Raw genomic sequence first — 24,541 nt, 5'->3', positions numbered from 1 at the left:
GACCGTTGCCGGTCCGGTAGAGACTGGTGACTGGCTGCAGGGCGAAGATAAGTCGGTGCCGGTCAGTTTTGGTGGCGGCGGACGATTGATTGGAGGTCTTGGAAGTTGCCCTGGACGTTGGCGTAGATGTCCTTGTACAGCTGGAAATACTCCATGTACATCTCGTGGTTCTTCTGGTCAGGCTCAAGATGCTCGCGATACGTGCACCATTCCTTCGCGACGCTGAAGTCGTCGAACACGCCCACGCCGACGCCGGCCAGAATGGCGTCTCCAAGGGGTGCGCCGGTGCGGCCCTTCAGCATTGCCGTAGGGATGCCGAAGACATCGGTGATGATTCGGCGCCAAACCTCGCTTTTCGCCCCGCCCTCGTTGAAGATGAGGGGGTGGTTGATCTTCAGTCCGGTTCGCTGGAGCACCGAGAATGAGTCGAAGAGTGCATATGCGACGCCTTCCATGAAGGCCCGGAACACGTGGCCTCGGTGATGATGGAGTGAGAGCCCGAACATGACTGCGCGCGCGGACGTGTCCCAGATCGGAGAACGTTCACCCATCAGGTAGGGCAGCACCAGGAGTCCTTCGCTGCCTGGGGGCACGTCACGGGCCTGAAGCGTGATCAGGTCGTAGGAACTGACCTTTAGCAGCCGTTCAACGTCAGCCTCGCCTTCACCGAAGGTGTCGCGGAGGTACCGGAGGGCCTGGCCGCCGGTGGTGGTGACCGCCACTGCTGAAAAGGTGTCCCGTGGCGACGTGGTGTAGGGGATGTTGACCATCCGCAGACCGTCCGGGGAGCTGAGGTAGTCCATGTTCTGGTGCACGACCCCGAGGACGCCGCTCGTCCCGAGGTTCAGCTGCATATCACCGGGTTCGACCGCTCCGCCGGCGATCCAGCCGGCATTGCAGTCGACCTGTCCCCCGACGACGCGGGTGCCGGCGTGGAGGCCGGTGGCCCCCGCCGCCTCCACCGTGATGCTTCCCACGACGTCGGTGCTGTCGCAAAGGCGCGGCAGGATTTCCGGGTCGATTTGGAGCTTTTCCAGGATCTCGTTGTGGAACACGCCCTTGCGGATGTCGAAGGCTACTCCGAAGAAAACGGCGGAGCTGGTGTTGAGTGTGAACTCACCCGTGAGCCGGGACACGATGAAGCCGTCGATGGTCAGGGCCTTGTAGACCTTGTCATAGATCTGCGGCTTGTTCCGCTGATACCAGAACAGGTTGACCAGGTTGGGGTGGTCCTCGATGCGGTTGGCCGTCACGTCTTCGATAACGGACTCCCCGACCACGTTCCTGATGACGTTGACTTCTTCCAGGGCACGGCGGTCCATGAGATTCATGGCAGGGGCCACGGGGCGGCCCTGGGAATCCACCAGCACCATTGAGGGCAACGCGCTGGACACGGCGATTCCCGCGATTTCCTGGGGAAGGCACTGGGTGTCCCGCAGCACCTGCTGAATCATCTCGCACGTCACGCGCCAGTAGGTCTCCGGGTCGTGTTCTGACCACCCCGGACGGGGGTGGAAGATGGGGTATTCACGGAACGCGTACGCGAGGACTTCGCCCTGATCATCGATGATACAGGCTTTGGCGCCGCCTGTGCCGAAATCTATCCCAAGTAGCCGAGTGGCCATCTGATTTTCTCCTAGTTGCGGTACAGCGTGAGCGTGCATTGGACCCGTCGCTGTAGTGTAATCGGGCCTGCGGTGGCGCTATTTAACTACTGACACTCCGCGGCGGTCGAAGGTCAACAGAACCGCGAGGATGACCACGAGTCCCTGGACGATCTGCTGCGCCGCGGGCGGCAGGCCGATGATCAGCATTCCGTTGGTGAGCTCGACCAGGATCAGAGTGCCGATGAGGCCTCGTGCCGCACCGCCCTGCCCGCCTGAGAGCGGAGTGCCGCCCATGACGATAGCGGCGATGGAGGGCAGGAGGAAGGAGTTCCCGATATCAGGGGTGGCAGCGGTGGTCGAGAAGAGTACGAGCACCCCGGCCAGGGCACAGCACAGGCCGCTGGCGGCGAAGGCCAGAGACTTTACCCAGGGGACATTAACGCCGCATACTTTCGCGGCGCGTTCGTTCCCGCCGATTGCGTAAATGAAGCGGCCGGTTGCGGTGCGCCTGAGGAAGACGATCAGCAACAGCCAGAGGATGACGGCGTACACCAGGGGCAGGGGGAAGATACCGAAGAGGCTGCGCTGGAAGGCAGCGTTAAGGGGACCGCTGATCAGCTGGACGGGAAAGCCTCCGGACAGCAGGAGGGCGATGCCGCCAAAGGCGAAGGACGTTCCCAATGTCACGAGGAATGAGGGGAGCTTGATGTAGGAGCAGATCACACCATTGAACAGTCCGATGAGCAGCCCAAGCGGCAGCACGAGGAACACGGCTGCCTGTCCCATGGACTGGGCCAGCAGTGCAGCCGACACCGCGCACAGGGACACTATCGCGCCGACCGACAAGTCAATGGATCCCAGGAGGATCGGAGCGGTTCCGGCAGCGACGACGAGGAGCAGCACGGAGGCTTGGCGCATCATGCTGTCGAGGTTGCCCGGTGAGAGGTACTGCGGATTCATGGAGGCAAAGACGATCGGCAGGATGAGCAGGGCCGCGAACAGCAGAAGTGTCTGCAGCCGGTCACGGTTCATGTAGGCGGACATGGCCTTCGGGCCGTTTAGCCCGGGGGCGGGTCCTTTTCGCGGGCTGCCGGTGCTGGCGGGCGGCTTTGGGGCTGCCAGTGGTTCTGAACTCATGTTGATTCTCCCTTGAAACTAAGAGGTTGCTGCTGCAAGTTCGGTCAGCGTGGGTTCTGCTCCGGACCGGCAATTGAATTCTGCGCTGACCTTTCCATTGCGGAAGGCGATAAGCCGGTCGCAGATCGGCATAAGTTCTTCCGGTTCGTCGCTGGCGACGAGGACGGAAACACCGCGGTCCGACGCTTCCAGGATGAGGCGGAAAATCTCGGATTTTGCGTGGACGTCGATGCCGCGCGTCGGTTTGTCCAACACGATGACCTGCGCCGCGTCGGACATGGCACGGGCCACAAGGAGCTTTTGCTGATTGCCGCCGGACAGGGAACCGGAGGCCTGTTCCAGGCCGGCAATCTTCACCCCGTATTTGGAAACGAGGTCTTGGGCGAAGGCCTTCTCAGCCTTTGGTTTGCGGGCAAGGTCCTGGCGGCGCTCGGCAGCCATGGCACCCAGGGCCAGATTGTCCTGAACGGAGTGAAGGAGCGAGAGCCCCTCCCCTCCCCGGTCCGCGGGAACAAACCTCACGCCAGCCTCAAGGGCGCCCTTGACGGCTGGCGGAACCTTTGTCCCGTTAACCAGGACTTCACCGGATGATGGTTTCAGCAGCCCCGAAATGCACCGGGCGATCTGTGTCTTTTCCTCGGATTCTCCGATGAGTGCAACGACCTCCCCCGGTTGCAGAACCAGGTTCACGGGTTCTGCCAGGCTGGGCAGAACGAGGTCCCGGAGCTCCAGCACCGGCTTTCCCTGTTCGGTGCGGGCATCCCTGCGGGCGTGCCGGGTGACCTCCGCTTCGCCGACCATGAGCTGGCCAAGTTCCTCCGCTGATGTCGTGCGCGGATCCGGTTCCCCGACCACCCGCCCGTCGCGCAGAACCACCACCCTGTCGCTCCATTCCAGAAGCTCGCTGCCCCGGTGGGTTGTGAGGACGATCCCCATCTGGCTGCGGAGCTTGTTGATATGGCCCTCGAGGAAGTCGACCTGGGTCTGGGTGAGGCCGCTGGTCGGTTCATCCAGCAGCAAGACAGGCTTTTCGATCTTTGCCAGCCTTGCCATGTAGAGCGCCTTGGCGATTTCGACGAGCTGCCGTTCGGCCATAGTCAGCTGCTCGACGCGCTTCTTGGCGTCGAGGTCTCCGAGTCCGACGTCGTCCAGGAAATCAGCCGCCGTCGCCGTCGTACGCTTCGGGGTGAGCAGGCCAAATTTCCGGATGTATTTCTCCGTGCCCAGCGTGAGGTTTTCCGCGACGGTGAGGTTGTCGATGACGGACAGCTCTTGATAGATGCGGAACACACCTGCTTCGGTCGCCCCTGAATATGACGTCGGCCTGTAGTTCTCGCCTGCAAGGGACATCGATCCGGAATCGGCTGTGAAAACGCCCGACAGAATGTTCAGCAGTGTGGATTTGCCGGCGCCGTTGTGCCCGGCGAGACCGACGACTTCGCCAAGCCGAAGGTCAAAGGACACCGAGTCCAGTGCCTTGACTCCCTTGAATGCCTTGGTGAGGTCTCTGATCTCCAGCAAGGAGTTGTTCGTCGCCATTATTAGAACTTCGTTCCGAAGACTGTAGCTCCCGTGGTGGTGAGCTTGACGGCTGTGGCGTAGGGGTTGTTCTGTGTGTGCTGCTTGTACAGATCCGTGAACTTCTTCACTCCCCCGGCGTCGAGCGAGGCTTTCAGCGCGTCGGGGAACTTAAACCCCGCGGGCTGAGGGGCGTCGAGATCTTCCGTGAAGAACTTGACCGGATCCACCGGAGCCAGAGCTACCTGCGTGTCCCAGTCATCCGGGTGCAGGTGGCGGGACATCTTTTTCCAGTCGAAGCCTGTCGTCGGAGACGTGGCGATCTTCTTATACTCCTGGGCGGATTCCTTCGTATCGATGATCAGGGAGTCCTGGAAGATCATCCGCTCGACCGGATCCAGCTCGACGCCGTTCGCCAGGTCATAGTTGCGGACGATCATGTACCCGCCCAACCACGTTCCAAAAATGGACTGCACCGCCACGACGTTCGGTCCCTGGATCAGCTTGTCCAGGATCGCGATCTGTTCATCCGTCCCGCCCACCTTGATGTGGTCGTTGCCCTTTTCCTCGAGGACGGATACCGCGCCCAGCGCCTCCGAGGAGTTGTGGCAGATGATGGCATCGATGTTGTTGAAGCGGGAAAGCATCGTTTGGACGACGGGGCGGGTGTCCTGACCGGTTTCCTTGCCGTCCTGCTTTGCCAGCACGTTGATCCCCGGGAAGTTCGCGACGGCCATGTCGAAGCCCTTCTCCCGGGCGTTGGACGTCCGGTTCGTCGGAGCGCCCTGAATGTACACGACGTTTCCCTTGCCGCCGATAGCCTTGAACACCGCTTCACTCAACGCCTTCTGGCCCAGAACTTCACGCGGCGTGAACAGGGTGGAGTACATGTCCTTGTAACCGGGTTCGGACGGGACCATCCAGGGCGTCGCGGCGAAGGAGGTCGCCAAGTGGATGTTCTGGCCGGCAAGGATCTCACCCATCTGCCGCACCGCATCATTGTTGATCGGGAAGGTCACAACCTGGGTTGCCCCCGCCGCCTTGGCCGAGCGAAGCTGATCAATCTGCGCTGAGGCGGAGCCCTCATAGCTCTGCATCCGGTAGGTCAGACCCAGGGCCTGTGCTGCTTCAGTGCCTCCGGCCTTCCACATGGTGAAGTACTCATTGGTCAACGTGGGAACTGAGGCGAGGGCGACTCCCCCGGCCCCTCCTGCCGCCGTGGTGCCGCCGGCACCCGAACCCAGCGGCTCACTGCACCCAGCCAAGGCGCCGCCGGCTCCCAGAGCCACCGCACCCATGCCGAGGCCTTTGAGGAACTGGCGGCGCCGGACGTCGGTCTGCTGGTTCAAGCGGGCAAGGAGCCGCGCCTTGGTGCCGTCTTCAAAGTTCTGTGGATTCATCGTTGATACTCACGTTTCATAAGAAGTTTGTCGGGATCCAGTCGCCATGAAACGCGGCCCCTCCTTGGGCTGGGGTTTCATCGGGACTAAAGCGAAATCACATTTGTGAATGGAATCACTTATGTGAGATCTAGGCTAGTGTCATGAGTCACATATGTCAATGGAGCTGGCCCCGACCGCGTGCAGGAGGCAATGCATCGTGCGGATTTTCAATGGGCGAATCGCCTCGGCGGTGCCTGCCTGTGCGCGCCAGGGAGGCCGCAGATCCGGAGGTTCAGTCTGAGATCCTGGGTGGTGGCGACAGCTCGGACATGAGGATGGAGCCTGCTGTCGGCTCCACCGATGTTTCTGTAGGTGAAAGGTTCCGGGCTTTAGGGAGAGTGCCGGGGGCACAGGTAGGGGCGGGTGCCTTGATCGGGCAGCAGTGTAAACGCCTAAAGGTGCGGGCAGTCGTGCAGGTATGCCCTTGGCCGGACCTCTGGTGTGGGAGGGTGTGCCGGCTGTTTAGGCTGCTTCCAGGGCTTGTCCGAGGGTGCTGTCAACGATGAGGACGTTCACGAGTCCTCCCCTGATCGCGGCGCTGACTGCTTCGGCTTTGAAGGGTCCGCTGGCGACAGCGACTACGGTGTCGATGTCTCTAAGGTCGTCCAGGTCCAGTGAGATGATCCGCCGGTTGATGGCGAGGTCGAGCTGCTTTCCGGAGTTGTCGTAGAAGCGTCCGGAGATCTGCCCGACGGCGCCGCGGTCAACCGCTTCACGGATCTCGTCGTCCGATGCGCCGGCCCGCTGGAGGAAGAGGTTGGAACTGTCCATGCCGTACTGGCCGATGCCCAGAACGGCTACATCCGAAGTTCTTCCCAGTGCGAGGGCGTTTGCGACCTGTTCCGTCTTCATGAGGGCTGCTGCAGTTGCCGCGTCCTGGGTCGTTGCCGGAGCGTTGAAGTAGCGGTACCGCCCGCCTAGTTTTTCGGCAAGGTTCCTCACCAGGTCGTGGCCGGAGAAGCGGGAGTCGATGCTGAGTTCTCCTGCGAGCTGGACGACTTCGACGTCGACACGGCGGTTGAAATGGGCGCTGTCGACCATTGCCTCCACGGTGCTGCCCCAACAAAGGCCCAGAGTCTGGCCGTCCTTGAGGTTCTTATCAAGCCAGCCGACGCCGGCCTGGCCGACAGCGAGCAGTCCGTGGCTGGTGGCACCGACTCCGGTGTCGCGTCCCGGCACGACGACCACTTCCGAGACTCCGTCTTTGGAGAATCTGGTCAGGAGGCGTTGCTCCATGGCCGGATCCCGGTCCAGCGGGTAAGCGATCTCAAACTTGACGATGTATTGCTCCCTGGCGGCAGTGAGCATGCGGGAAACATTCGAGCGCGTCACGCCCAGCTGCTTGGCTACCTCCATCTGGGACAGACCCTGGATGTAGTACAGGAACGCGGCGTGCGCCAGCCTCTCAGCGCTTAGCCTTACCATGCTGCTCCCTACTGGCACCGTGTGCCTCGAATGAAACTGTTTTTAATTGTATCGGCCGCAGTTCTGGACCCAGGCTGCATAGCCGTCAGCCGAGATTCCTGGCGATGAGCTCCTTCCAATGGAGAAAGCCCTCCGCGGCGTACGACTGTTGATCGGAGGGGTGGAAGTAGTCCGGAGATCCTGACACCGCAGAGCCGGTGGGGAGGTCGCTCCCCAACGTTTTAAGGGCGACGCGGGCGGCTCCCAGCGCCGTCAATTCCCGGCTGGGCGGCCGGACAATGGCTGTTGACGTGAGGTCAGCGAGCAGCTGGCACAAATAGTTGTTGCCGGCACCGCCCCCGTCGACGGACAGCGGTTTGCCGCTCAGCAGGTCCGGGATTGCGTTGACAAGGTCGAAGGCTTGGAAGGCCATGCTTTCGATTCCCGCCCGCACAATGTCTGCGGGACCGGAGTCCATCAGCAGACCGCTGATAATCGCCCCGGATCCCTTCGGCCACCGGGGCGCGCCGAGTTCGGTGAATGAGGGCACCAGATAGACCCGCCGGCTGGCTTGCAGAGCGCTCCGTTCCAGCTCGGCGTGGGCAGTTGCAGGCAGGCAGAGCGTCTTGGACAGCCAGGACATCGTGTACCCGCAATGGAAGGCGGAGCCTTCCATCTCGTACACCGCGCCGCCACCGTGTGCGGACCAGGCCACCGAGGTCACGAGCCCCTCGGCGGTTGAAGGGCTTTGGCCAAGGTTTGCACTGACGACGCAGGAGGTGCCGAACGTTGCCTTGGCTTCTCCTTTGCGGTCGCAGCCGTGCCCGAGCAGCGACGCCTGCTGGTCTCCGATCATGCCGGTGATTGGTATGCGGAAGCCCGTGATCTCCGGGTCGGTGTGGCCAAAATGGGAGGCGGTCGGCCGGACGTCGGGCAAGGCTGCCCGGGGGATGCCCAGCGCATCGGGCAGCTGCTCGTCCCAGTGAAGCGAGTGAAGGTTCAGGAGCTGGTAGCGGGAGGCGTTTGAGACGTCGGTAGCGTGCACGGCTCCGCCCGTGAGGGAATACAGCAGCCAGGAATCGATGGTTCCGACGGCGAGTTTGCCCGTGTTTGCCATAGCCGCCAGGTCAGGTCTTTCGCTGAGCAGCCAGGCTATTTTTGATCCGAAGAAGAAGGTGTGGTTGCTTAACCCTGTTCGTTCCCGGATCAGGGGCGCAAGCCCGTCCTCATCCCAGCGGGCAACAATGTTCTGGCTTTGCTGGGACATCCACATGATCCCGTTATGGACGGGAAGACCTGTGTGACGTGACCAAGCGATGGCCGACTCACGCATGTTCGTGATCCCGATGCACAGTGGGACTTCCTCGCAGCGGGCGAGGGTTGCGCGCAGTACCCGAACCGTTGCGGCCACGAGCTCAAGGGGATCGATCTCGATCTGCTGCGGCCCTTCGACCAGCAGCGTCAGCCTTTCCGACGCCCCTACCTCATATGCGCCGGTCCCGGGGTCGAAAAGGAGGCAGCGGACAGACTGGGTTCCGCAGTCGATGGCTAAAACCTGGGGCTGACCCACGGGGCTGTCTCCTGGGGGTGAGTGGGGTTCGCATCCCTGCCAGATCAGCAGGGATGCGAACCGCGGTACTTGCGGGGTGCTACTCGGTGGGAACGGATTCCCCGGGCTCACCGATATAGGCGATGACGGTTCCCGCGTTCACGGTGGTGTCCGCGGGGCAGACGATCTTCAGCAGGACGCCGTCGGCCACGCATTCGACTTCAAGCTGGGCCTTGTCTGTTTCCACGCTCAACAGGGGCTGGCCCATTTCGACTTCGTCGCCCTCCTTGACGAGCCACTCCTGGATGTACGCTTCTTCACTGGTCTGCCCGAGGGCAGGCATGACGATGGCTTCCACGGTCTTACTCCTTTCCGGATCGGGTGTGGTCCGCGGACAGGACGTCCCGGACCGCTGCCTCAATGTGCTCCGCCAGCGGCAGGACCGCGGCCTCCAGAGGCGGTGAGAACGGCATGGGTATGTCCCGGCTGGCCACACGGCGCACAGGTGCCTTGAGGTCAGCAAACAGCTCATCGGAGATCCGGGCGCTCACTTCGGCTCCCCAACCGCCGGTCAGATGCGCTTCATGCGCGATGACCAGCCGGCCCGTGCGCTTGACGCTGTCCATCACGGTCGTCCAGTCGAACGGGGAGAGCCAGACGGGATCGATGACCTCGAGTTCGATGCCTTCGGCCGACAGCTTCTCCGCAAGTTCCAGGGCTTTGTACAGTTCGGTGAAGGTCGCGACGATGGTCGCGTCCTTGCCCCTGCGGCGTACGCGCGCCTGGCCGACGGGCAGTTCGAAGTTCTCCTCCGGAACGTAGGCCCTGGTGTTGATGGAGCCGGCTTCCTGGCGTTTCTTTGCCCCGTAGAGCAGCTTGTGTTCGAACACCAGCACAGGGTCTTCGTCCCGGATGGCGGCCGTGAGGGCGCCCTTGGCCGTGTACGGGTCAGAGATGCACAGGACCTTGATCCCCGGCACGTGCATGAAGAAGCTCTCCGGGCACTGTGCGTGCTGGGCCCCTCGCTGTGATGCTCCGACGGGGCACCGCAGGACCATCGGAATCGTCAGTTTTCCGTTGGACATGTAGCGCTGCTTCGCGGCCTCATTGACGAGCTCATCCATGGCCTCGAAGACAAAGTCCGCGTACTGCAGATCCGGCACCGTGCGCATCCCGCCGATCGCGGCGCCGATCGCGGCACCGATGATGGCCTTCTCACTGATCGGGGTGTCGATCACGCGATGCCGGCCGTACTCCTCGGCCAGCCCCTGGTAAACACCGAACGCGCCGCCGAATCCGCCCGGGACACCCACGTCCTCGCCCAGCAGGACCAGGGACTGGTCCGTGCCGAGTTCGCTGTGCAGGGTCTCCCTGATGGAATCGGCGATGGAGATGTACCGTTCCTCGTCCTGGTTTTCCTCGAGCGGACCGGCACCTTCAACGTCCTGGGGCGGGTTGCCGAAGATGATATTCGGAGCCAGCGCGGTGACAGGATCCGGCCACGGCGCCTGCTGGGCGTGCTTGAGCGCTTCTGCGATCCGCTTTTTCGCCCGGGCGGTGGCTTCCTTCACCTGGTCCTCGGAGGCGATGCCCTCTTCCACGAGGGCCGCCCCGAAGGTCTTGATCGGATCCTTGGCTGCCCAGATGGCCTCTTCGTCCTTGGTCCGGTAGCCCCGAGCGTCGCCGCGGCTGTGGCCCACGTACCGGTAGGTGAGGAACTCGAGCAGGACCGGACCCTTTCCGCTCCTCGCGGTCTCGAGCGCACGCTGGGTTGCGTCCCTGACCGCCCGGATGTCCATGCCGTCGGCCTGTTCGGAAGGAATGCCGTAGGCGGCGCCCCTGGAGGCCACGTTGGTGTTCCGCGTGGTCTCGTGGAACGGTGTCGAGGCCCCGTACATGTTGTTTTCACAGACAAAGATCACGGGGAGGTTGAACGCGGCAGCGTAGTTGACGCCCTCGTGGAAGGCGCCTTCGTTGACTGCTCCGTCGCCAAAGAAACAGACGACGACGTTGTCCGTTTCCTTGTACTTAAGGGCGTGTGCAAGACCGGGGGCGATGGTGACGCCGCCGCCGACGATGGCGATGGAGGGAAGGATGCCCAGGGCCGGGTCGCCCAGGTGCATCGATCCGCCGCGCCCGCCCAGGCAGCCGGTCTCCCGGCCATAGATTTCTGCCATGCCGGCTGCCGGGTCCAAGCCCTTCGCCAGGGCGTGGCCGTGGGGCCGGTGCGTGGAGGTGATCCAGTCTTCGGTGCGCAGCAGTGAGCAGACGCCCACGGCAACGGCTTCCTGGCCCTGTGACTGGTGCAGTGTTCCGGGGATTTCGCCCTGGAGGTAGCGCAGGTACGCGGTCTGTTCGAATTGGCGGATGAGGACCATCTCCTCAAGGAGATGCAGGCTCTCTTCCGCGCTCAGGACTTCTTTTTGCAGGGTGTCTGTGGGCTGTGACATTAGCGGCCGGCCTGACCGGTGGAGCCGAAGACGTCCATGAGCCGCTGGATTTCCTTGCGCAGCGCGACTCCGGCGCGGGAGTTGGCGTCGCCTTCAAACCGGGAACCGAAGACCATGTTCGGGTCCTCAACCGGGCGGCTCAGTTCGGCGACGAGCGCCTGGCCGAACACGTGCTTGAGCTTGGTGCCGACGTTGACCTTGGTAATGCCTGCTTCGACGGCCTGGCGGGTCTGGTCGTCCGGGGTGCCGGATCCGCCGTGCAGAACGAGGGGGACATCGACGGTGTTGCCGATTTCCTTGATGAGGTCGACCTGGACCGTGGGCACGTGGCCGCCGGTGACGAAGTGGACGTTTCCTACGGCCACCGCGAGGCAGTCCACCTTGGTTTCGCGGACAAAAAGTTCAGCAGCTTCCGGGGTGGTGTAGGAGGCGCCTGCGGCGTCAAGGACACCGTCCTTGATTTCTGCCAGCGCGCCGATTTCGCCTTCGACCGCGGCGTTGACGGCGTGGGCGGCTGCGACCAGCGCCGCGGTGTCCGCAATGAGCTTGTCCTGGTCCCAGCCCTGGGTGTGCATCATGACCGAGTTGAAGCCGGCGCCGAGCCCGCCTGCGGCTTCAGCGAAGCTGTCGGCTTCGTTGAACAACGTGGCGACCGGCACTTTGGCCCTGTCGGCAAGGGCGCGGCAGGCTGCCCCGTAGAGCTCGATGCCGCCGGACTGCAGCCATTCATGGTTTGCGGACAGGCCGCCGATTCCGATGATGACCGGAGACTGGCTTGCCTCGGCCGCGGCGATGGTGGCTTCGAGGCTGTAGATGTCCCAGGACTCGAAGTATCCGACTGCGTAGCGGTTCTTACCAGCGTGGTCCAGCAGTTCGGGAAGGGATACGAGTGACATGAGTTATTGCTCCGATTTCTTCGTTGATGTTGGGTTGGTGGCTAGGTTGGTCAGCATGGTTACAGGTGATGGGTACTTGGCCAGGTTGGTCAGCATGGTCGCGAGGTCTTCCATGGCACGCGGTCTGCGGTGGCGGATCCATTGGCGGTAAGCCTCGAGCTCCTGCTGAACGCGCTGGTCGTCCCACTGCAGTTCCCGGGCGGCGATTTCAGCGACAGCTTCAATTGCCTGCAACCCGGCATCGTCACACCAGGACAGCAGCATCCGGCGGGCGACAATGTCGGTAAGTGTTCGGGCGAACTCCTCACGGACCGCCAGCACGACTTCTGCGCCCACCGCGTTCTCATGGTCCGGCAGCGGCGTGCCAAGGGATGGATCTGCGCAGATAAGTTCTTCGATCCTGGCGGCACGGACTCCGTAGAGTCCGAGCAGCCTCCGTGCAGTGCCCTCGGACAGCCTGGTGTGTTCCAGGAAGTCCTTCTGGAACTGCCCCCAGTCCGCGCAGCGCGCCCCGGGCAATTTGAGGTGCTTCGTCCCGGATCGGCCCGAAGGAAGGATCCTGCGCCGGGGTGCGCGTGAGGAACGTGGTTTCGTGTGCTTTTCCACCACGTTCATGGCCATCTCCCCCAGCGCCCTGTGAGTGGTCAGCTTTCCCCCGCTGATGCTGAAGAGGTTCCTGATCGTGGGGTGGACGCTGACGTGATGGTTCCGGCTCACCTGGGCAGCTGTTGTGGCGTCGGGCGAGTAAGGCAGCGGGCGGACGCCCGATATTGTGTGCAGCACGGACCGGGTCGTGAGCCGGGCCTGCGGTATCAAGGTGTTTACTTCTTTGAGCAGATAGGCGATCTCCTCGTCGGTCATGACGGCTTCGGCCGGATCACCTTCGAAAAAGATGTCCGTGGAGCCGATGAGGTAGTTCCCGTCGGGTAATGGAAGCACGAGGATTGCACGGCCGTCACTGACTGCCTCATAGTGCACCCCGGTCGTGGGGGCGCCGGGAAAGGGGCCGACAGTCATGTGTGAACCCTTGGTTCCGCCAATGAGCCGCGCGCTCTCGTGCACGGAAGCGGACAGCACCATATCCACCCACGGTCCCGACGCGTTCACCACGACCCTCGCCGGCTGAACCAGCTTTTTGCCGGTGAGGGTGTCGGTGAGCTGAACGATCACGCCCCCTTCCGACTCGTTCAGTCCCGTTACCTTCAGGTGGTTGTGGACCCGGCCGCCGAAACGGGCGACGTCAAGAGCCTGTTCAACGCAGAGCCGTTCTGCGTTGGCGACCTGGGCGTCGTAGTAGAGGACCGCTCCGTAGAGGTCATTTGATTCCAGCCCCGGGTACCGCACTTCAACCTCTGCCTTCGACAGTGATTTGTGCAGCGGAGTGGACTTATCGAAGGACAACACGTCGTACAGGAACATGCCCAGGCGCATCATGAAGCCCGAGCGCTGGTTATGCCGGTAAAACGGAATCAGGAGGGGAAAGGGCCTCACCAGGTGCAGTGCGGTCTGCAGCAGCCGTTCGCGCTCCCGCAGCGACTCCCGCACAAGATGAAACTCCAGGTTCTCCAGATACCGGATGCCGCCGTGGATCAGCCGGCTCGACGTTCCCGAGGTTCCTGCCCCGAAATCTTCGGCGTCGACGACCGCTGTCAGCCATCCCCGGGACGATGCTTCCCTGGCAACTGCCAGGCCGTTGACACCACCGCCGATCACGAGAATGTCGACCGGCGCCAATGCTTCGGATCCCTCATTCTCACAATTGTGCACTTGCTCACATATGTGATTCATAGGTAGAGTATGACCCAGATCACGAAGGCCTGTCAACGTAAGACGCGGCAACTCCCGTGGCCGGTTTTCACATTTGCCACCAATGAATTCGGAAGGGTGCCATGAGGGCGCTAAACGACACAGAGTTCCCCGCCTTAGCCACGGAGGTCGTGTTACAACTGCAGAACTGGCCCGGTGAGCCGTCTCTGGCCGTCGTGGGAGAGGACGGCGTCCTGGGTTGCCGGGATGCGGGCCGGGTGTACCCGCTGGCTTCGGTCACCAAACTCCTCACGGCCCTGACCGTGCTTTCGGCAGCGGATGAAGGTGTGGTTTCACTCGATGACGAGGCCGGCCCGCCCGGGTCCTCACTCCTGCACCTGCTCTCACATGCCTCAGGGGTGGGCTTTGCCGATGAGCAGGTACGGGCGCCGGCGGGGACGCGGCGAATTTACTCCAATACCGGCATCGACCTGGCCGCAAACCACCTCGCGAGCCAGTCCGGAAAGGACTTCCGTGATGAGATGCGGATCCGGGTCTTGGAGCCTTTGGGCATGCATGAGACGAAACTGACCGGTCCCCCCTCTAAAGGGGGCGAAGGCACAATTGCAGATACTGCACGCCTGGCCTGGGAATTACTGAAACCGTCGGTGTTTCCTCGGGCGAGGATCGATGTGCTGTCTTCGCTGGCTTACCCGGGCCTGGCGGGGTTTCTTCCCGGATTCGGCTACCACGCCGAGAACGACTGGGGCGCCGGAGCTGAAATACGCGGACATAAGTCACCACACTGGACCAGCCCGGAGAACTCCTCCGCGACCTTTGGCCATTTCGGCATGGCGGGGAGCTTCCTGTGGGTGGACCGGGAAGCCGGTCTGGCCTGCACGGCTCTTTCGACCGTCGAGTTCGGGGAATGGGCTCCTGTCGCCTGGCCGGAGACTTCCACCGCCGTACTCCGGGCCTACGCAAAAACCTCGCAAACGGCCAAGTCCGACACGGGCGCCCGGACAAACGATGTCTAGCCCTGACGCCCGCGGTCGGCCGCGACCACTCGAAGCCACCATGCTAGGAGCGCTAACGTGACCATCGCACCCGAGGGCCGGCGCATGCTGCGCGTAGAAGCACGCAACTCCCAAACACCCGTCGAACGCAAACCGGAATGGATCAGAAGCAAGGTAAAAACCGGGCCGGAGTTCATCGGGCTGAAAAACCTGGTACGAAAAGAAGGCCTCCACACGGTCTGCGAAGAAGCCGGATGCCCCAACATCTATGAATGCTGGGAAGACAAAGAAGCAACCTTCCTCATCGGCGGGGCACAGTGCACCAGGAGATGCGACTTCTGCCAGATCGACACCGGCAAGCCCGAAGCACTGGACCCGACCGAACCCCTCAAAGTAGCCGAATCCGTGCGCACCATGGGACTGCGGTACGCCACCGTCACCGGAGTCGCCCGCGACGACCTCCCCGACGAAGGAGCCTGGCTCTACGCTGAAACCATCCGGCAGATCCACGCCCTCAACCCCGGAACCGGCGTCGAGATCCTGATCCCGGACTTCACCGGCCACCAGGACCTCATCCAGCTGGTCATCGACGCCCGGCCGGAGGTCTTCGCCCACAACGTCGAAACCGTGCCAAGGATATTCAAGTCCATCCGCCCGGCATTCCGGTATGAACGCTCCCTCGATGTCATCCGGCAGGGCAGCGACAAGGGCATGGTGACCAAATCAAACCTCATTCTTGGAATGGGCGAGACGAGGGCGGAAGTGTCAGAGGCACTGCGCGACCTGCGCGAAGCCGGATGCGATCTCGTCACCATCAACCAGTACCTGCGCCCCAGCCAGAAACACCACCCCGTCTCCCGCTGGGTCAAACCGCAGGAATTCGTAGACCTGAAGGCCGAAGCCGAGGAAATGGGTTTTCTCGGTGTCATGAGCGGACCCTTGGTGCGCTCCTCCTACCGGGCAGGACGGCTCTGGGCCGAGGCCATGGCGAAAAAGGGCCGTGAATTGCCCGACGAGCTCGCCCACATCAGGGGTTAGCAGCCGCCAACTGGCCAATAGCAAGGGGCAAGAGCCGAATGGCAAAACGAACACGCGGCCCTGCCCGCATTTCAAGAACAGCATCCAAAGAAAAATGAAGAGGTTTAGATGAATCCGCAGCAGTTCGATGTCCTGGTTGTCGGTGCCGGCCCAGGAGGCTACACGGCAGCGATCCGCGCCGCCCAGCTGGGCAAACGGGTCGCGATCGTTGAAGAACAGTACTGGGGAGGGGTGTGCCTGAACATCGGATGCGTGCCCTCCAAATCCCTGATCTACAGCGCCCAGCTGGTCCAGACATTCAGAAATGACGCCAAGGAACACGGCATACAGGTAGAAGGAGAGGTCTCCTACGACTTCCAAGCCGCCTTCCAGCGCAGCAGGTCAGTCGCCGACGGCCGCGTCAAAGGTATCCACTACCTCATGAAAAAGAACGGCATCACCGAGTTCAACGCACGCGGAACTTTCACCGGCTCAAACAGCATGGAGCTGGAACTCGCAGACGGTGAGCGGCAAAAAATTACCTTCGCCCACGCCATCATCGCCGTCGGCGCGGAAACCCGTTTGCTGCCCGGGACCGCCCTCTCAGACAGGGTGGTGACCTACAAGGAACAGATCCTCTCATCCACCCTGCCGAAAAGCATAGTCATCGCCGGCGCCGGTGCCATCGGCGTTGAATTCGCCTACGTGATGAGCAGCTACGGGGTACAGGTGACACTGGTCGAATTCGCCGAGCGAATCGTTCCGCTCGAAGACCCGGACGTGTCAAAAGAACTGACCAAGCGCTACCGGAAACTCGGCATAAACATACGTACCGCCACCGCGGTCACCGCCGTTGAAGAGCACCCCGACGAGGTCGCCGTCACGCTGACCAAGGGCGGTACTGTCGAGGTTGTCCGCGCCGAAAAACTCCTCCAGGCAACCGGATTCACGCCACGAGTCACCGGCTACGGCCTGGAAAGCACCGGCGTAGCCCTTACCGACCGCGGAGCCATCGCCGTCGATGACCAGATGCGAACCAAAGTCCCGCACATTTACGCCATCGGTGATGTGACAGCAAAGCTCATGCTCGCGCACGCCGCTGAAGCGATGGCCCTGGTCGCGGCAGAAGCTCTCGCCGGCGAACCGACTCATCCTCTCGACTACCTCATGATGCCCCGGGCCACTTACACCAACCCACAAATCGCAAGCTTTGGATTCTCCGAAAACGGGACCTCTCCCGCGGGCAGCGAAGTCAAGAAAACAGTCTTCCCGTTCGTGGCAAACGCCAAGGCCCACGCCGTCGGCGAACCGGGCGGTTTCGTAAAACTACTTACCGACGGCCGCGATGGAAAACTGCTGGGCGCCCACCTCATCGGGCCGGACGTGACCGAGCTGCTGCCAGAACTGACCCTCGCCCGCCAGGAAGGCCTGACCGTCACGCAAGTGGCCCGCAACGTCCACGCACACCCCACCCTGAGCGAAGCAGTCAAGGAAGCCCTCCATGGCGCGGCTGGCCAAAGCATCAACATCTAACCGACGTTCCGAACCACGAAAGATCAGCACATGACTACGAACGAAATCCAGACTCTTCAGGGAACCACCGTCCCCCTCAAGGGCATCCGGCGGGCGGCGGCGAAGCAAATGGTCGCAGCGTGGGAAGCACCCGCGTTTCACCTCACCGTCGAAGTCGACATGACCAACGCACTGACGGTGAAGTCAGTCTCACCCCAGTCAACGGTAACCGACCGGCTCATCTCCGCCGCGGCAACCGCCTTGCAAGAGAATCCCGGGCTAAACGCCCACTACTCCGAAGAAGGAGTCACCACCTTCGAGGACATCAACATCGGCATCGCAGTTGCAACAGATCACGGGCTGACAGTCCCCGTCATCCACGGAGTGACAAGCCTCAGCCTGCCCGACATCGCCCATAGGCGACGTGAAATCGTCGAAAAAGCCCGCGCCAGGAAGCTCGGGATGGCCGATATCTCCGCAGGGACCTTCACCATCTCAAACCTTGGCATGCTCGGTATCGACCGCTTCGATGCCATCATCAATGTCCCTCAAGTAGCCATCCTCGCAGTTGCCTCCACACGCCAGCGCTATGTCATGGCTAATGGTCAGGCCGAATGGCGTCCCATCGCTGAGCTGACTCTGACATGCGACCACCGCGCAGTGGACGGGTCCATGGGAGCAGTCTTCCTCAAACGGCTCAAAGAGCTCATCGAAGCGCCCATCCCCACCCCATACGCACCACAACGGCAGGACCATCATGACAACAGCAACACCTAAGAGGTCCGGCAACACCTGGCGCGTGGCCGACATCGTGGTGGCGGCGCTGATCGCCGTCGCCGGTGGTGTGATTTTCTGGGCCTGGTCCCAGGGCGCCAACCTCATCTCCGCGCCGCTGAACGCGGTCTACCCGCCGCTGACCGGCCTGTACGCCGGCGGCTGGATGATCCCGGCGGTGCTGGGCATGCTCATCATCCGCAAGCCCGGTGCCGCGCTGTTCTGCGAAACGGTGGCAGCCACGGGCGAGCTGATCATGGGTTCGCAGTACGGCACCACGGTGCTGATCTCCGGCGTGCTGCAGGGCCTGGGTGCGGAGCTGGTGTTCGCCGCGTTCCGGTACAAGAAGTTCAACCTGCCCGTCTCGCTGCTGGCGGGTGCCGGCGCCGGGCTGTTCTGCGGCCTGAACGACTCGTTCGCTCCGTGGGGCTGGAACATCGCCTACGCCGCCGGGGACAAGCTGGCTTACATCATCTTCACCGCCATCTCCGGCGCCATCATCGCCGGCGCGCTGTCCTGGATCGCCACCCGCGGTCTGGCCAAGACCGGCGTGCTGAGCTCCTTCGCGTCCCGCAGGGCAGCCACAGAGCCCGTCTTCAACTGAAGCGGCCAGGGGAAGGGCGAAGGCACTTCCCCTGGTTTAGGCAGACCATGCCGGCTACCGAAGTCCGCCAGCAGAGACAGACCACCGACGTAGGGAGGGCCTAATGCATCACCCATACCTGCAACCCACAGCTGGCTGGTCAAGCTGCAGTTCAAAGGAAAGAACGTCATGACGAACATCTTCTTTTCTCTGATGGCATTCATTAGAAGCCGGTCCGAACGGACGGTAACGCCGCGGAAAACTCCGACGTGTGTATGTCACCAATTCCCAATCGACTACAGGGACCTCCTGGCCGTTCCCGATCTGTTGGCCTTTGGCGACACTGTGAGATGCAGTTGCACTAACCAGTAGTGCACGAGAGCTCCACGCTCCTTCTCCACGCTCTCCGGTCACTCCCCGCGTCCAGGGACGGAAGCCGCCAAGCGACGATACAACAGGCGGGCAGGAGCTCTGCGTCAGCAGCGCAACCCACCTACCGGCATCAGGTTGGGCCAGGAAGACCGATCCAAAGGGGGCATGCATAGTATGCCGCCCTACTGCACTTTGAAGGACTGTCCGAGAGATGCACCATCCGTACGTGCGCAGATCCTTCTGCAGGGCCGCCACAACTCCACTCCATCGGGCCCAGACCTCACGGAAATGTGCATACACTTTCGTACCTTTATTGCCTGCAGCGGACAGCGCTACCGGGTCTTGCACTCACAAAGGTGATGTGCAACACTCGGGAGTAGATAAAGTGTATACAGTTTGGCGCTTGCACGGAACTGCGGGTGGCAATTGAGAGGTGGCCCGTCCATTGGTTGAAACATCTATAAAAGCCCAGACCGATGAGCTTGCTGAACCTCGGAAGTTGGTCTCATATGCGCACCGGCAGCTTAGGGAAGCAATCCTCACTAATGCCATTCCCGCTGATTCGACCATCAGCCAGGTTCAGCTGGCCAAGCATCTGGGGGTGAGCCGGACCCCGCTACGTGAGGCGCTCCGCCTGCTCGAGCATGAAGGTCTTGCCACCGTCGAAGTCAATAAGAAAGTGACAGTCGCAAACGTATCGCCCGAGGATCTGGATGCACTGTATGCGCTGCGTATCCAGCAGGAATCACTCGCGATTTTCACGTCTGTGCAGAAGGCTGACCAAGGCCGCATCGATCGTTCGCGCGAACACCTAGAGGGCATGCAGCGTGCCATCAGCGATCAGGACTATGCGGACTGGGCCCATCATCACCGCGTATTTCACATGAGCTTGGTTGACGGGGTCGGTGACCGGTTCTCCAAATCGATCCTTCAGAACTTCGACCATGCAGAGCGGTACCGCAGGATCTATCTCAGCGAATCGGAGACCAACTGGAACCAAAGCATGGTGGATCACCAGAGCATCTTCGATGCCTTGGTGAACGGAAACCCTGCTGCCGCGGCCGAATTGCTCGCCGGTCATTATTCACATACGGCCAAGGGCGTCCTTTCGGCCATCGACGCCGACTACACGCCTGGTCTGATGAACGCTGCAGTAACCATGGCAATCAGTCTTAGATTCCAGCAGTAACAAGCGTGATGCAGCCCACGACAAGCTGCACACACCTTCTTTCCGATCCTGCGCCGCAACGATGGAGCAACTATGCCAATTTGTCGATTGATTCAACAGTTCCCGAGCCGTGGCAAGACCATCCGGCCTCAGAAGCAAAGTCTGAACCTCACCCCAGCGCCGGGCGATGACATCCCCATGGAGGAAGCATGAGTGTGAACGCCTGTGCCCGAACAGAACCGGGTCCCACAAGCGGCCAGGAGAACAGGACGCCGAGGTTCCTTCTTCCTGCGGCCGGAGACAACGCGGCCATCGCCACCGAACGAATCGAGGCCGGTGAACACATCGAGATCGACGGTCAGCTGCTCACCGCAAGAACAGTCATTCCCAAGGGCCACCGTCTGTGTGTCAAGAGCATCAACGCCGGCGAAGGCCTCCTTTCTTGGGGGTATCCCTTCGGATACGCAACTGTGGAGATCAACCCCGGGGATTATCTCTGCAATGAGCGAATGAAAAACGTTCTGACAATGAGAAACCCCCACGACTACCCCACCGACCTGACCGTAAACTTCATCGACCGGGACAGCACGAAGGAGCAGACTCTGCCGCAGAGGCAGATCCTTGCTACGAACGAGCGTACGCAGGATTCCAGCCAGGGTTTCATGGGGTACCGCCGCGGACCCGTCCGAGGATGGGGTACCAGAAATGACGTAGCGGTCATCGGCGTCACTTCGCGCGCCAGATCCCTCGTGCTCGCCGCCACGGACGAACTTCAGGGCTACGTGCGCGGCCTGGAGAACGTTGATGCCCTAACGCCCGTCGTGCACACCGAGGGTGGCAATTCCGGCGTCATGCATAACAAGCGCCTGCTCCTCAGGACACTGGCGGGATTCGCCGTAAACCCCAATGTCGCGGCCGCTGTCTTCGTCAACGATCCGGACTCGCCTGTATCAAACGCGGAACTGCTCCAGCAGCTCACGTCGCTCGGTGACGTCCATCTGGAAAGCAAGATTCGATACTTTGTCAGCGACACAGATTCCGACGACCCGGTTTCAGCACTAACAGCACTCATCCGGCCGCTCCTTGACGGAGCCGCCAAGTGCGTGCGCGAGCCCGCGCCGCTTGAAGGATTGAAAGTGGGACTGCAGTGCGGCGGTTCCGATGCGTTCTCCGGAGTAACGGCGAATCCGCTACTCGGAACGTTGGTAGAAAAGCTGCTGGGGGGAGGAGCAACGGCAAATCTCGCCGAGACCGATGAGCTCATCGGCGCCGAAGAACATGTGCTGGCCAAGGTAGCGGAGCAGAACGTCGCTGAGCAATTTCTGGACAAGCTCAATGCCTTCAAAGATTATGCCCAACGCCATGGCCAGACCGCTGAGGGAAATGTCTCAGGAGGGAACCTCTACCGCGGTCTATACAACATCACGCTCAAATCACTGGGCGCAGGACGGAAAAAGGACCCGAACACCGCGCTTGAGCATGTGATCGGGTACGGCGAACGCATGGGGCTGCACGGCTACTACTTCATGGACAGCCCTGGAAATGACCTGGAAAGCATCGCGGGGCAGGTCGCGGCGGGGGCCAATCTGATCCTCTTCACCACCGGGAACGGGTCGATCACTAACTTCCCCTTCGTTCCAACGATCAAGATCGTGACAACGAACGAGCGCTTCGCCTTGCTCGAGACTGACATGGACTTCAATGCAGGATTGCTGCTTGAGGGCATGGGACGGGACGACGCTGCGGAACGGCTGTTCGAGCTCACCTGCCGCGTCGCTTCCGGCGAAAAGAGCAAGGGAGAGCACACCGGACAGTCCCAGGTGCAGATCTGGAGGGATTGGCGCCAGGATGGCGGCCGGAGCACCGATGCCACGCTTGGCCATTCCGCCCCCTGCTCAGGGGAACCGCTGCTCCGGGCACAGCAGCGAAGCGCAGATCAGGGGCGTGCCGTCATGGAATCCGGCCCTGGCAGCGAACGCAGAAGGACTATCGAGATCTTGCCTACGAGTTTGTGTTCAGGCCAGGTGGCAGAACAGATTGCCGCCAGCATGAACGACTCTCTCGCGGCAGCCGGATCATCGGACTCATGGGAAGTCGTCGCCCTGCCTCATACCGAGGGCTGCGGCGTCTCCGGAGGAGACGCCGAGGAGATCTACACCAGAACGATGCTCGGCTACGCGATGCATCCGGCCGTCGCGCACACGATTTTCCTTGAGCACGGCTGCGAGAAGACGCACAACGACTACTTCAAGGACAGTTTGAGTCGCCGTGGCGTTGACCCGGCAAGTTTTGGATGGGCAGGAATCCAAAACTCTGGGGGAATCACGGCAGTGTCTGGCATCGTCGATGCTCTCGTCCACGAACATATCCGCGGATACGACGGTCGCAACGAGCTACAGCTGGAACCGGCCGGCCGCATCATCGGCTTGGCTGCAGCGACCGATCCGACCCAACACGCCGTCGAGGTTGCAATTGACGTCATCGGTCGGTTGCTGGCTGAAGGAGCCAGTGTCGTCGTGAGCGAGACCGACCCGCTGCTGACCGCGACGGGCTTCCTGGAAAGACTCAATATCGACGGCGTCCGACCCACGATTCCGTACGCGGGATCAGTCGTGGAACCTGGACTTCATGTCATGAGCTCAAGCACATCGGACTGGCTCGAGGTCTCTACCGGGCTCGGTGCCACCGGCGCTGAAACTCTCCTGGTTCTTGCCGGCAGACGCCCGGTCCAGCCGCATCGAATGCTGCCGGTGCTCCAGATCGGAACCGGAACCACATCCGACACCGAGAAGTGGTTTGACGTCACCGCGAATCACCACGATTCCTCGGTTACGGGCGCAGAAATCATCTCCAGGATCAACGACTTAGGCCGAGGACGCTACACGCCTGTAGTGACCCCGCGTCCTAACGTCGGATTCCAAATATCCAGAGGGTCCTGGGGCGTCTCGCTCTGACCATCAACTGAGAACCATCAAGAGAAAGATCAAAGGACAATGTCAGCACTTTTGAAGAACAAGCTCCAAGCCCGCGCCGCTCAGGGTAACCCAATCCGTGTGGGATTCGTAGGTTCAGGCCGTATGGGCACCGGCGCCATCTGCCAGATCGGACAGATGGCCGGGATGGAGGTTACCGCCATCGCGGACATCAATACCGACCGAGCGGTCGAAGCCTTCGAGAAGTCCGAGGTGAAGGCCCAGCTCGTCAGCGTTTGCAACGAGGCCGCCGAAGCCAAACGTCTCATTGGCGAGGGCCAGCGCATTGTCACCCAGGACTGGCGCCTGCTGCTGGAGATCGGGGTCGATGTCATTGTTGAGTCTACCGGAGTGCCCGAGGTCGGCGCCGAGGTCGCCATGCAGGCAATCCTTAACCACATCCACGTCGTGATGCTCAACGTAGAGACAGACGTCGTGGTGGGTCCAATCCTGACCTCCATGGCCGACCAGAGCGGGGTCGTGTACACGGTGTCGTCCGGAGATGAGCCGGGACTGATCGGCGAGCTCTATGACCGATACACGTCTCTGGGCTTCAAGGTCGTTGCCACCGGCAAGTCCCCCTCGAGCATCGGCGAATACGACCGCTACGCCACCCCGGACAGCGTGCGTGAGGACGCACAGCGCCTGAAGATCAACCCCCACTTCCTCGTCACATTCAGGGACGCCACCAAGACCATGATCGAGATGGCAGCCGTGTCGAATTACACCGGGCTCCGCGCTGACGTCCGGGGCATGCACGGCCCCGTGGCCGGTGTCGAGGAAATCTGCCGCTTCTTCCGGCCCAAGGCAGAAGGCGGCGAACTCAACAGCACCGGCGTCATCGATTACGCCCGGCCGCTCAAGAACGAGGACGGGAGCATCGACTTTTTCCGCTCGGTCACCCCAGGCGTCTTCATGGTCATCCACACCGACAATGAGCAGATCCGCGAGGACCTCGACTACCTGGACGTATACGGCGACAACGGCTACTACGTCATGCACACCCCCTACCACCTGGTTACCAACGAGATCCCTCTCTCTGTTGTTCAGGCCGTCGATTTTGGCGAACCCACAGTGTTCCCCAAATACGGACTGGTATCGGAAGTCTTCGCAGCCGCCAAGCAGGACCTCAAGAAGGGCGAGACCATCGACGGCGCCGGCGGTTTCGCCGTGTACTCCCTCGTGGACGACTACGAGACGTGCAAACAGGAGAACGTCGTTCCCCTCGCTCTGCTCACCAATGCCAAGCTGACATGCGACGTTGAAAAGGACCAGGTCATCACCTACGACATGGTCGAAATCAACAAGGACTCAGTCCTCTATCACCTTCGCTGCCTGCAGGACTCCATGGCCACCGCCTGATCCACGGCATCCCCCG

At 61.7% G+C, this 24,541-nt stretch carries 18 protein-coding genes; 8 read left to right on the top strand and 10 right to left on the bottom strand.

What is annotated here, in order from left to right; genetic code table 11:
• Positions 1-62 precede the first annotated feature (62 nt).
• From AC5RWD_RS03330 to AC5RWD_RS03285, 10 genes are all read right to left on the bottom strand, one after another.
• Positions 63-1,625: an FGGY-family carbohydrate kinase gene (locus tag AC5RWD_RS03330; protein WP_494018678.1), complete on the bottom strand. Its 1,563-nt coding sequence runs from the start codon at positions 1,623-1,625 to the stop codon at positions 63-65.
• 78 nt (positions 1,626-1,703) lie between these two features.
• A complete protein-coding gene (locus AC5RWD_RS03325; protein ID WP_494018677.1) occupies positions 1,704-2,744 on the bottom strand; it encodes an ABC transporter permease in 1,041 nt (346 codons plus the stop codon).
• Positions 2,745-2,762: 18 nt separating this feature from the next.
• Positions 2,763-4,283 carry a sugar ABC transporter ATP-binding protein gene (locus tag AC5RWD_RS03320; RefSeq protein WP_494018676.1) on the bottom strand — a complete coding sequence of 507 codons (1,521 nt, stop codon included), beginning with the start codon at positions 4,281-4,283 and terminating at the stop codon, positions 2,763-2,765.
• Positions 4,284-4,285: 2 nt separating this feature from the next.
• A complete protein-coding gene (locus AC5RWD_RS03315; protein ID WP_494018675.1) occupies positions 4,286-5,662 on the bottom strand; it encodes a sugar ABC transporter substrate-binding protein in 1,377 nt (458 codons plus the stop codon).
• Positions 5,663-6,166: 504 nt separating this feature from the next.
• Positions 6,167-7,129: a sugar-binding transcriptional regulator gene (locus tag AC5RWD_RS03310; protein ID WP_494018674.1), complete on the bottom strand. Its 963-nt coding sequence runs from the start codon at positions 7,127-7,129 to the stop codon at positions 6,167-6,169.
• A gap of 85 nt (positions 7,130-7,214) precedes the next feature.
• A complete protein-coding gene (locus tag AC5RWD_RS03305) occupies positions 7,215-8,678 on the bottom strand; it encodes an FGGY family carbohydrate kinase (RefSeq protein ID WP_494018673.1) in 1,464 nt (487 codons plus the stop codon).
• Between the two features lie 79 nt (positions 8,679-8,757).
• The gene (locus tag AC5RWD_RS03300; protein WP_494018672.1) at positions 8,758-9,015 is read right to left on the bottom strand and encodes a biotin/lipoyl-containing protein; all 258 of its coding nucleotides are present in this window, start codon (positions 9,013-9,015) and stop codon (positions 8,758-8,760) included.
• Positions 9,016-9,019: 4 nt separating this feature from the next.
• Positions 9,020-11,107, bottom strand: coding sequence for an alpha-ketoacid dehydrogenase subunit alpha/beta (locus tag AC5RWD_RS03295; RefSeq protein ID WP_494018671.1), 2,088 nt, complete (start codon positions 11,105-11,107; stop codon positions 9,020-9,022).
• Positions 11,107-12,003: a class II fructose-bisphosphate aldolase gene (locus AC5RWD_RS03290; protein WP_494018670.1), complete on the bottom strand. Its 897-nt coding sequence runs from the start codon at positions 12,001-12,003 to the stop codon at positions 11,107-11,109. The genes AC5RWD_RS03295 and AC5RWD_RS03290 overlap by 1 nt, the downstream gene beginning before the upstream one ends.
• A 3-nt stretch (positions 12,004-12,006) precedes the next feature.
• Positions 12,007-13,737 (bottom strand): glycerol-3-phosphate dehydrogenase/oxidase, encoded by a 1,731-nt coding sequence (locus tag AC5RWD_RS03285; protein ID WP_494018669.1) that lies wholly within the window; start codon positions 13,735-13,737, stop codon positions 12,007-12,009.
• Between the two features lie 203 nt (positions 13,738-13,940).
• On the opposite strand from AC5RWD_RS03285, the gene AC5RWD_RS03280 reads away from it, so the two are divergent.
• The 8 genes from AC5RWD_RS03280 (at position 13,941) to AC5RWD_RS03245 (ending at position 24,525) form a co-directional block, all read left to right on the top strand.
• A complete protein-coding gene (locus AC5RWD_RS03280) occupies positions 13,941-14,786 on the top strand; it encodes a serine hydrolase domain-containing protein (protein WP_494018668.1) in 846 nt (281 codons plus the stop codon).
• Positions 14,787-14,843: 57 nt separating this feature from the next.
• On the top strand, positions 14,844-15,803 hold the full coding sequence (lipA, locus tag AC5RWD_RS03275) for a lipoyl synthase (protein WP_494018667.1): 960 nt from the start codon (positions 14,844-14,846) through the stop codon (positions 15,801-15,803).
• 108 nt (positions 15,804-15,911) lie between these two features.
• Positions 15,912-17,315 (top strand): dihydrolipoyl dehydrogenase, encoded by a 1,404-nt coding sequence (lpdA, locus tag AC5RWD_RS03270; protein WP_494018666.1) that lies wholly within the window; start codon positions 15,912-15,914, stop codon positions 17,313-17,315.
• A gap of 30 nt (positions 17,316-17,345) precedes the next feature.
• Positions 17,346-18,071, top strand: coding sequence for a dihydrolipoamide acetyltransferase family protein (locus tag AC5RWD_RS03265; RefSeq protein ID WP_494018665.1), 726 nt, complete (start codon positions 17,346-17,348; stop codon positions 18,069-18,071).
• Positions 18,052-18,672 carry an ECF transporter S component gene (locus AC5RWD_RS03260; RefSeq protein WP_494018664.1) on the top strand — a complete coding sequence of 207 codons (621 nt, stop codon included), beginning with the start codon at positions 18,052-18,054 and terminating at the stop codon, positions 18,670-18,672. The genes AC5RWD_RS03265 and AC5RWD_RS03260 overlap by 20 nt, the downstream gene beginning before the upstream one ends.
• 796 nt (positions 18,673-19,468) lie before the next feature.
• Positions 19,469-20,212, top strand: a complete 744-nt coding sequence (locus tag AC5RWD_RS03255; RefSeq protein ID WP_494018663.1) for a GntR family transcriptional regulator — start codon at positions 19,469-19,471, stop codon at positions 20,210-20,212.
• A gap of 188 nt (positions 20,213-20,400) precedes the next feature.
• On the top strand, positions 20,401-23,145 hold the full coding sequence (locus AC5RWD_RS03250) for a UxaA family hydrolase (RefSeq protein WP_494018662.1): 2,745 nt from the start codon (positions 20,401-20,403) through the stop codon (positions 23,143-23,145).
• 123 nt (positions 23,146-23,268) lie between these two features.
• Positions 23,269-24,525 (top strand): NAD(P)H-dependent oxidoreductase, encoded by a 1,257-nt coding sequence (locus AC5RWD_RS03245; protein ID WP_494018661.1) that lies wholly within the window; start codon positions 23,269-23,271, stop codon positions 24,523-24,525.
• Positions 24,526-24,541 lie beyond the last annotated feature (16 nt).

This window comes from Arthrobacter sp. CMU6 (genome assembly GCF_059090205.1).
The sequence above is the reverse complement of the archived record's forward strand: the minus strand, read 5'-3'. Positions and strand labels throughout refer to the sequence as shown.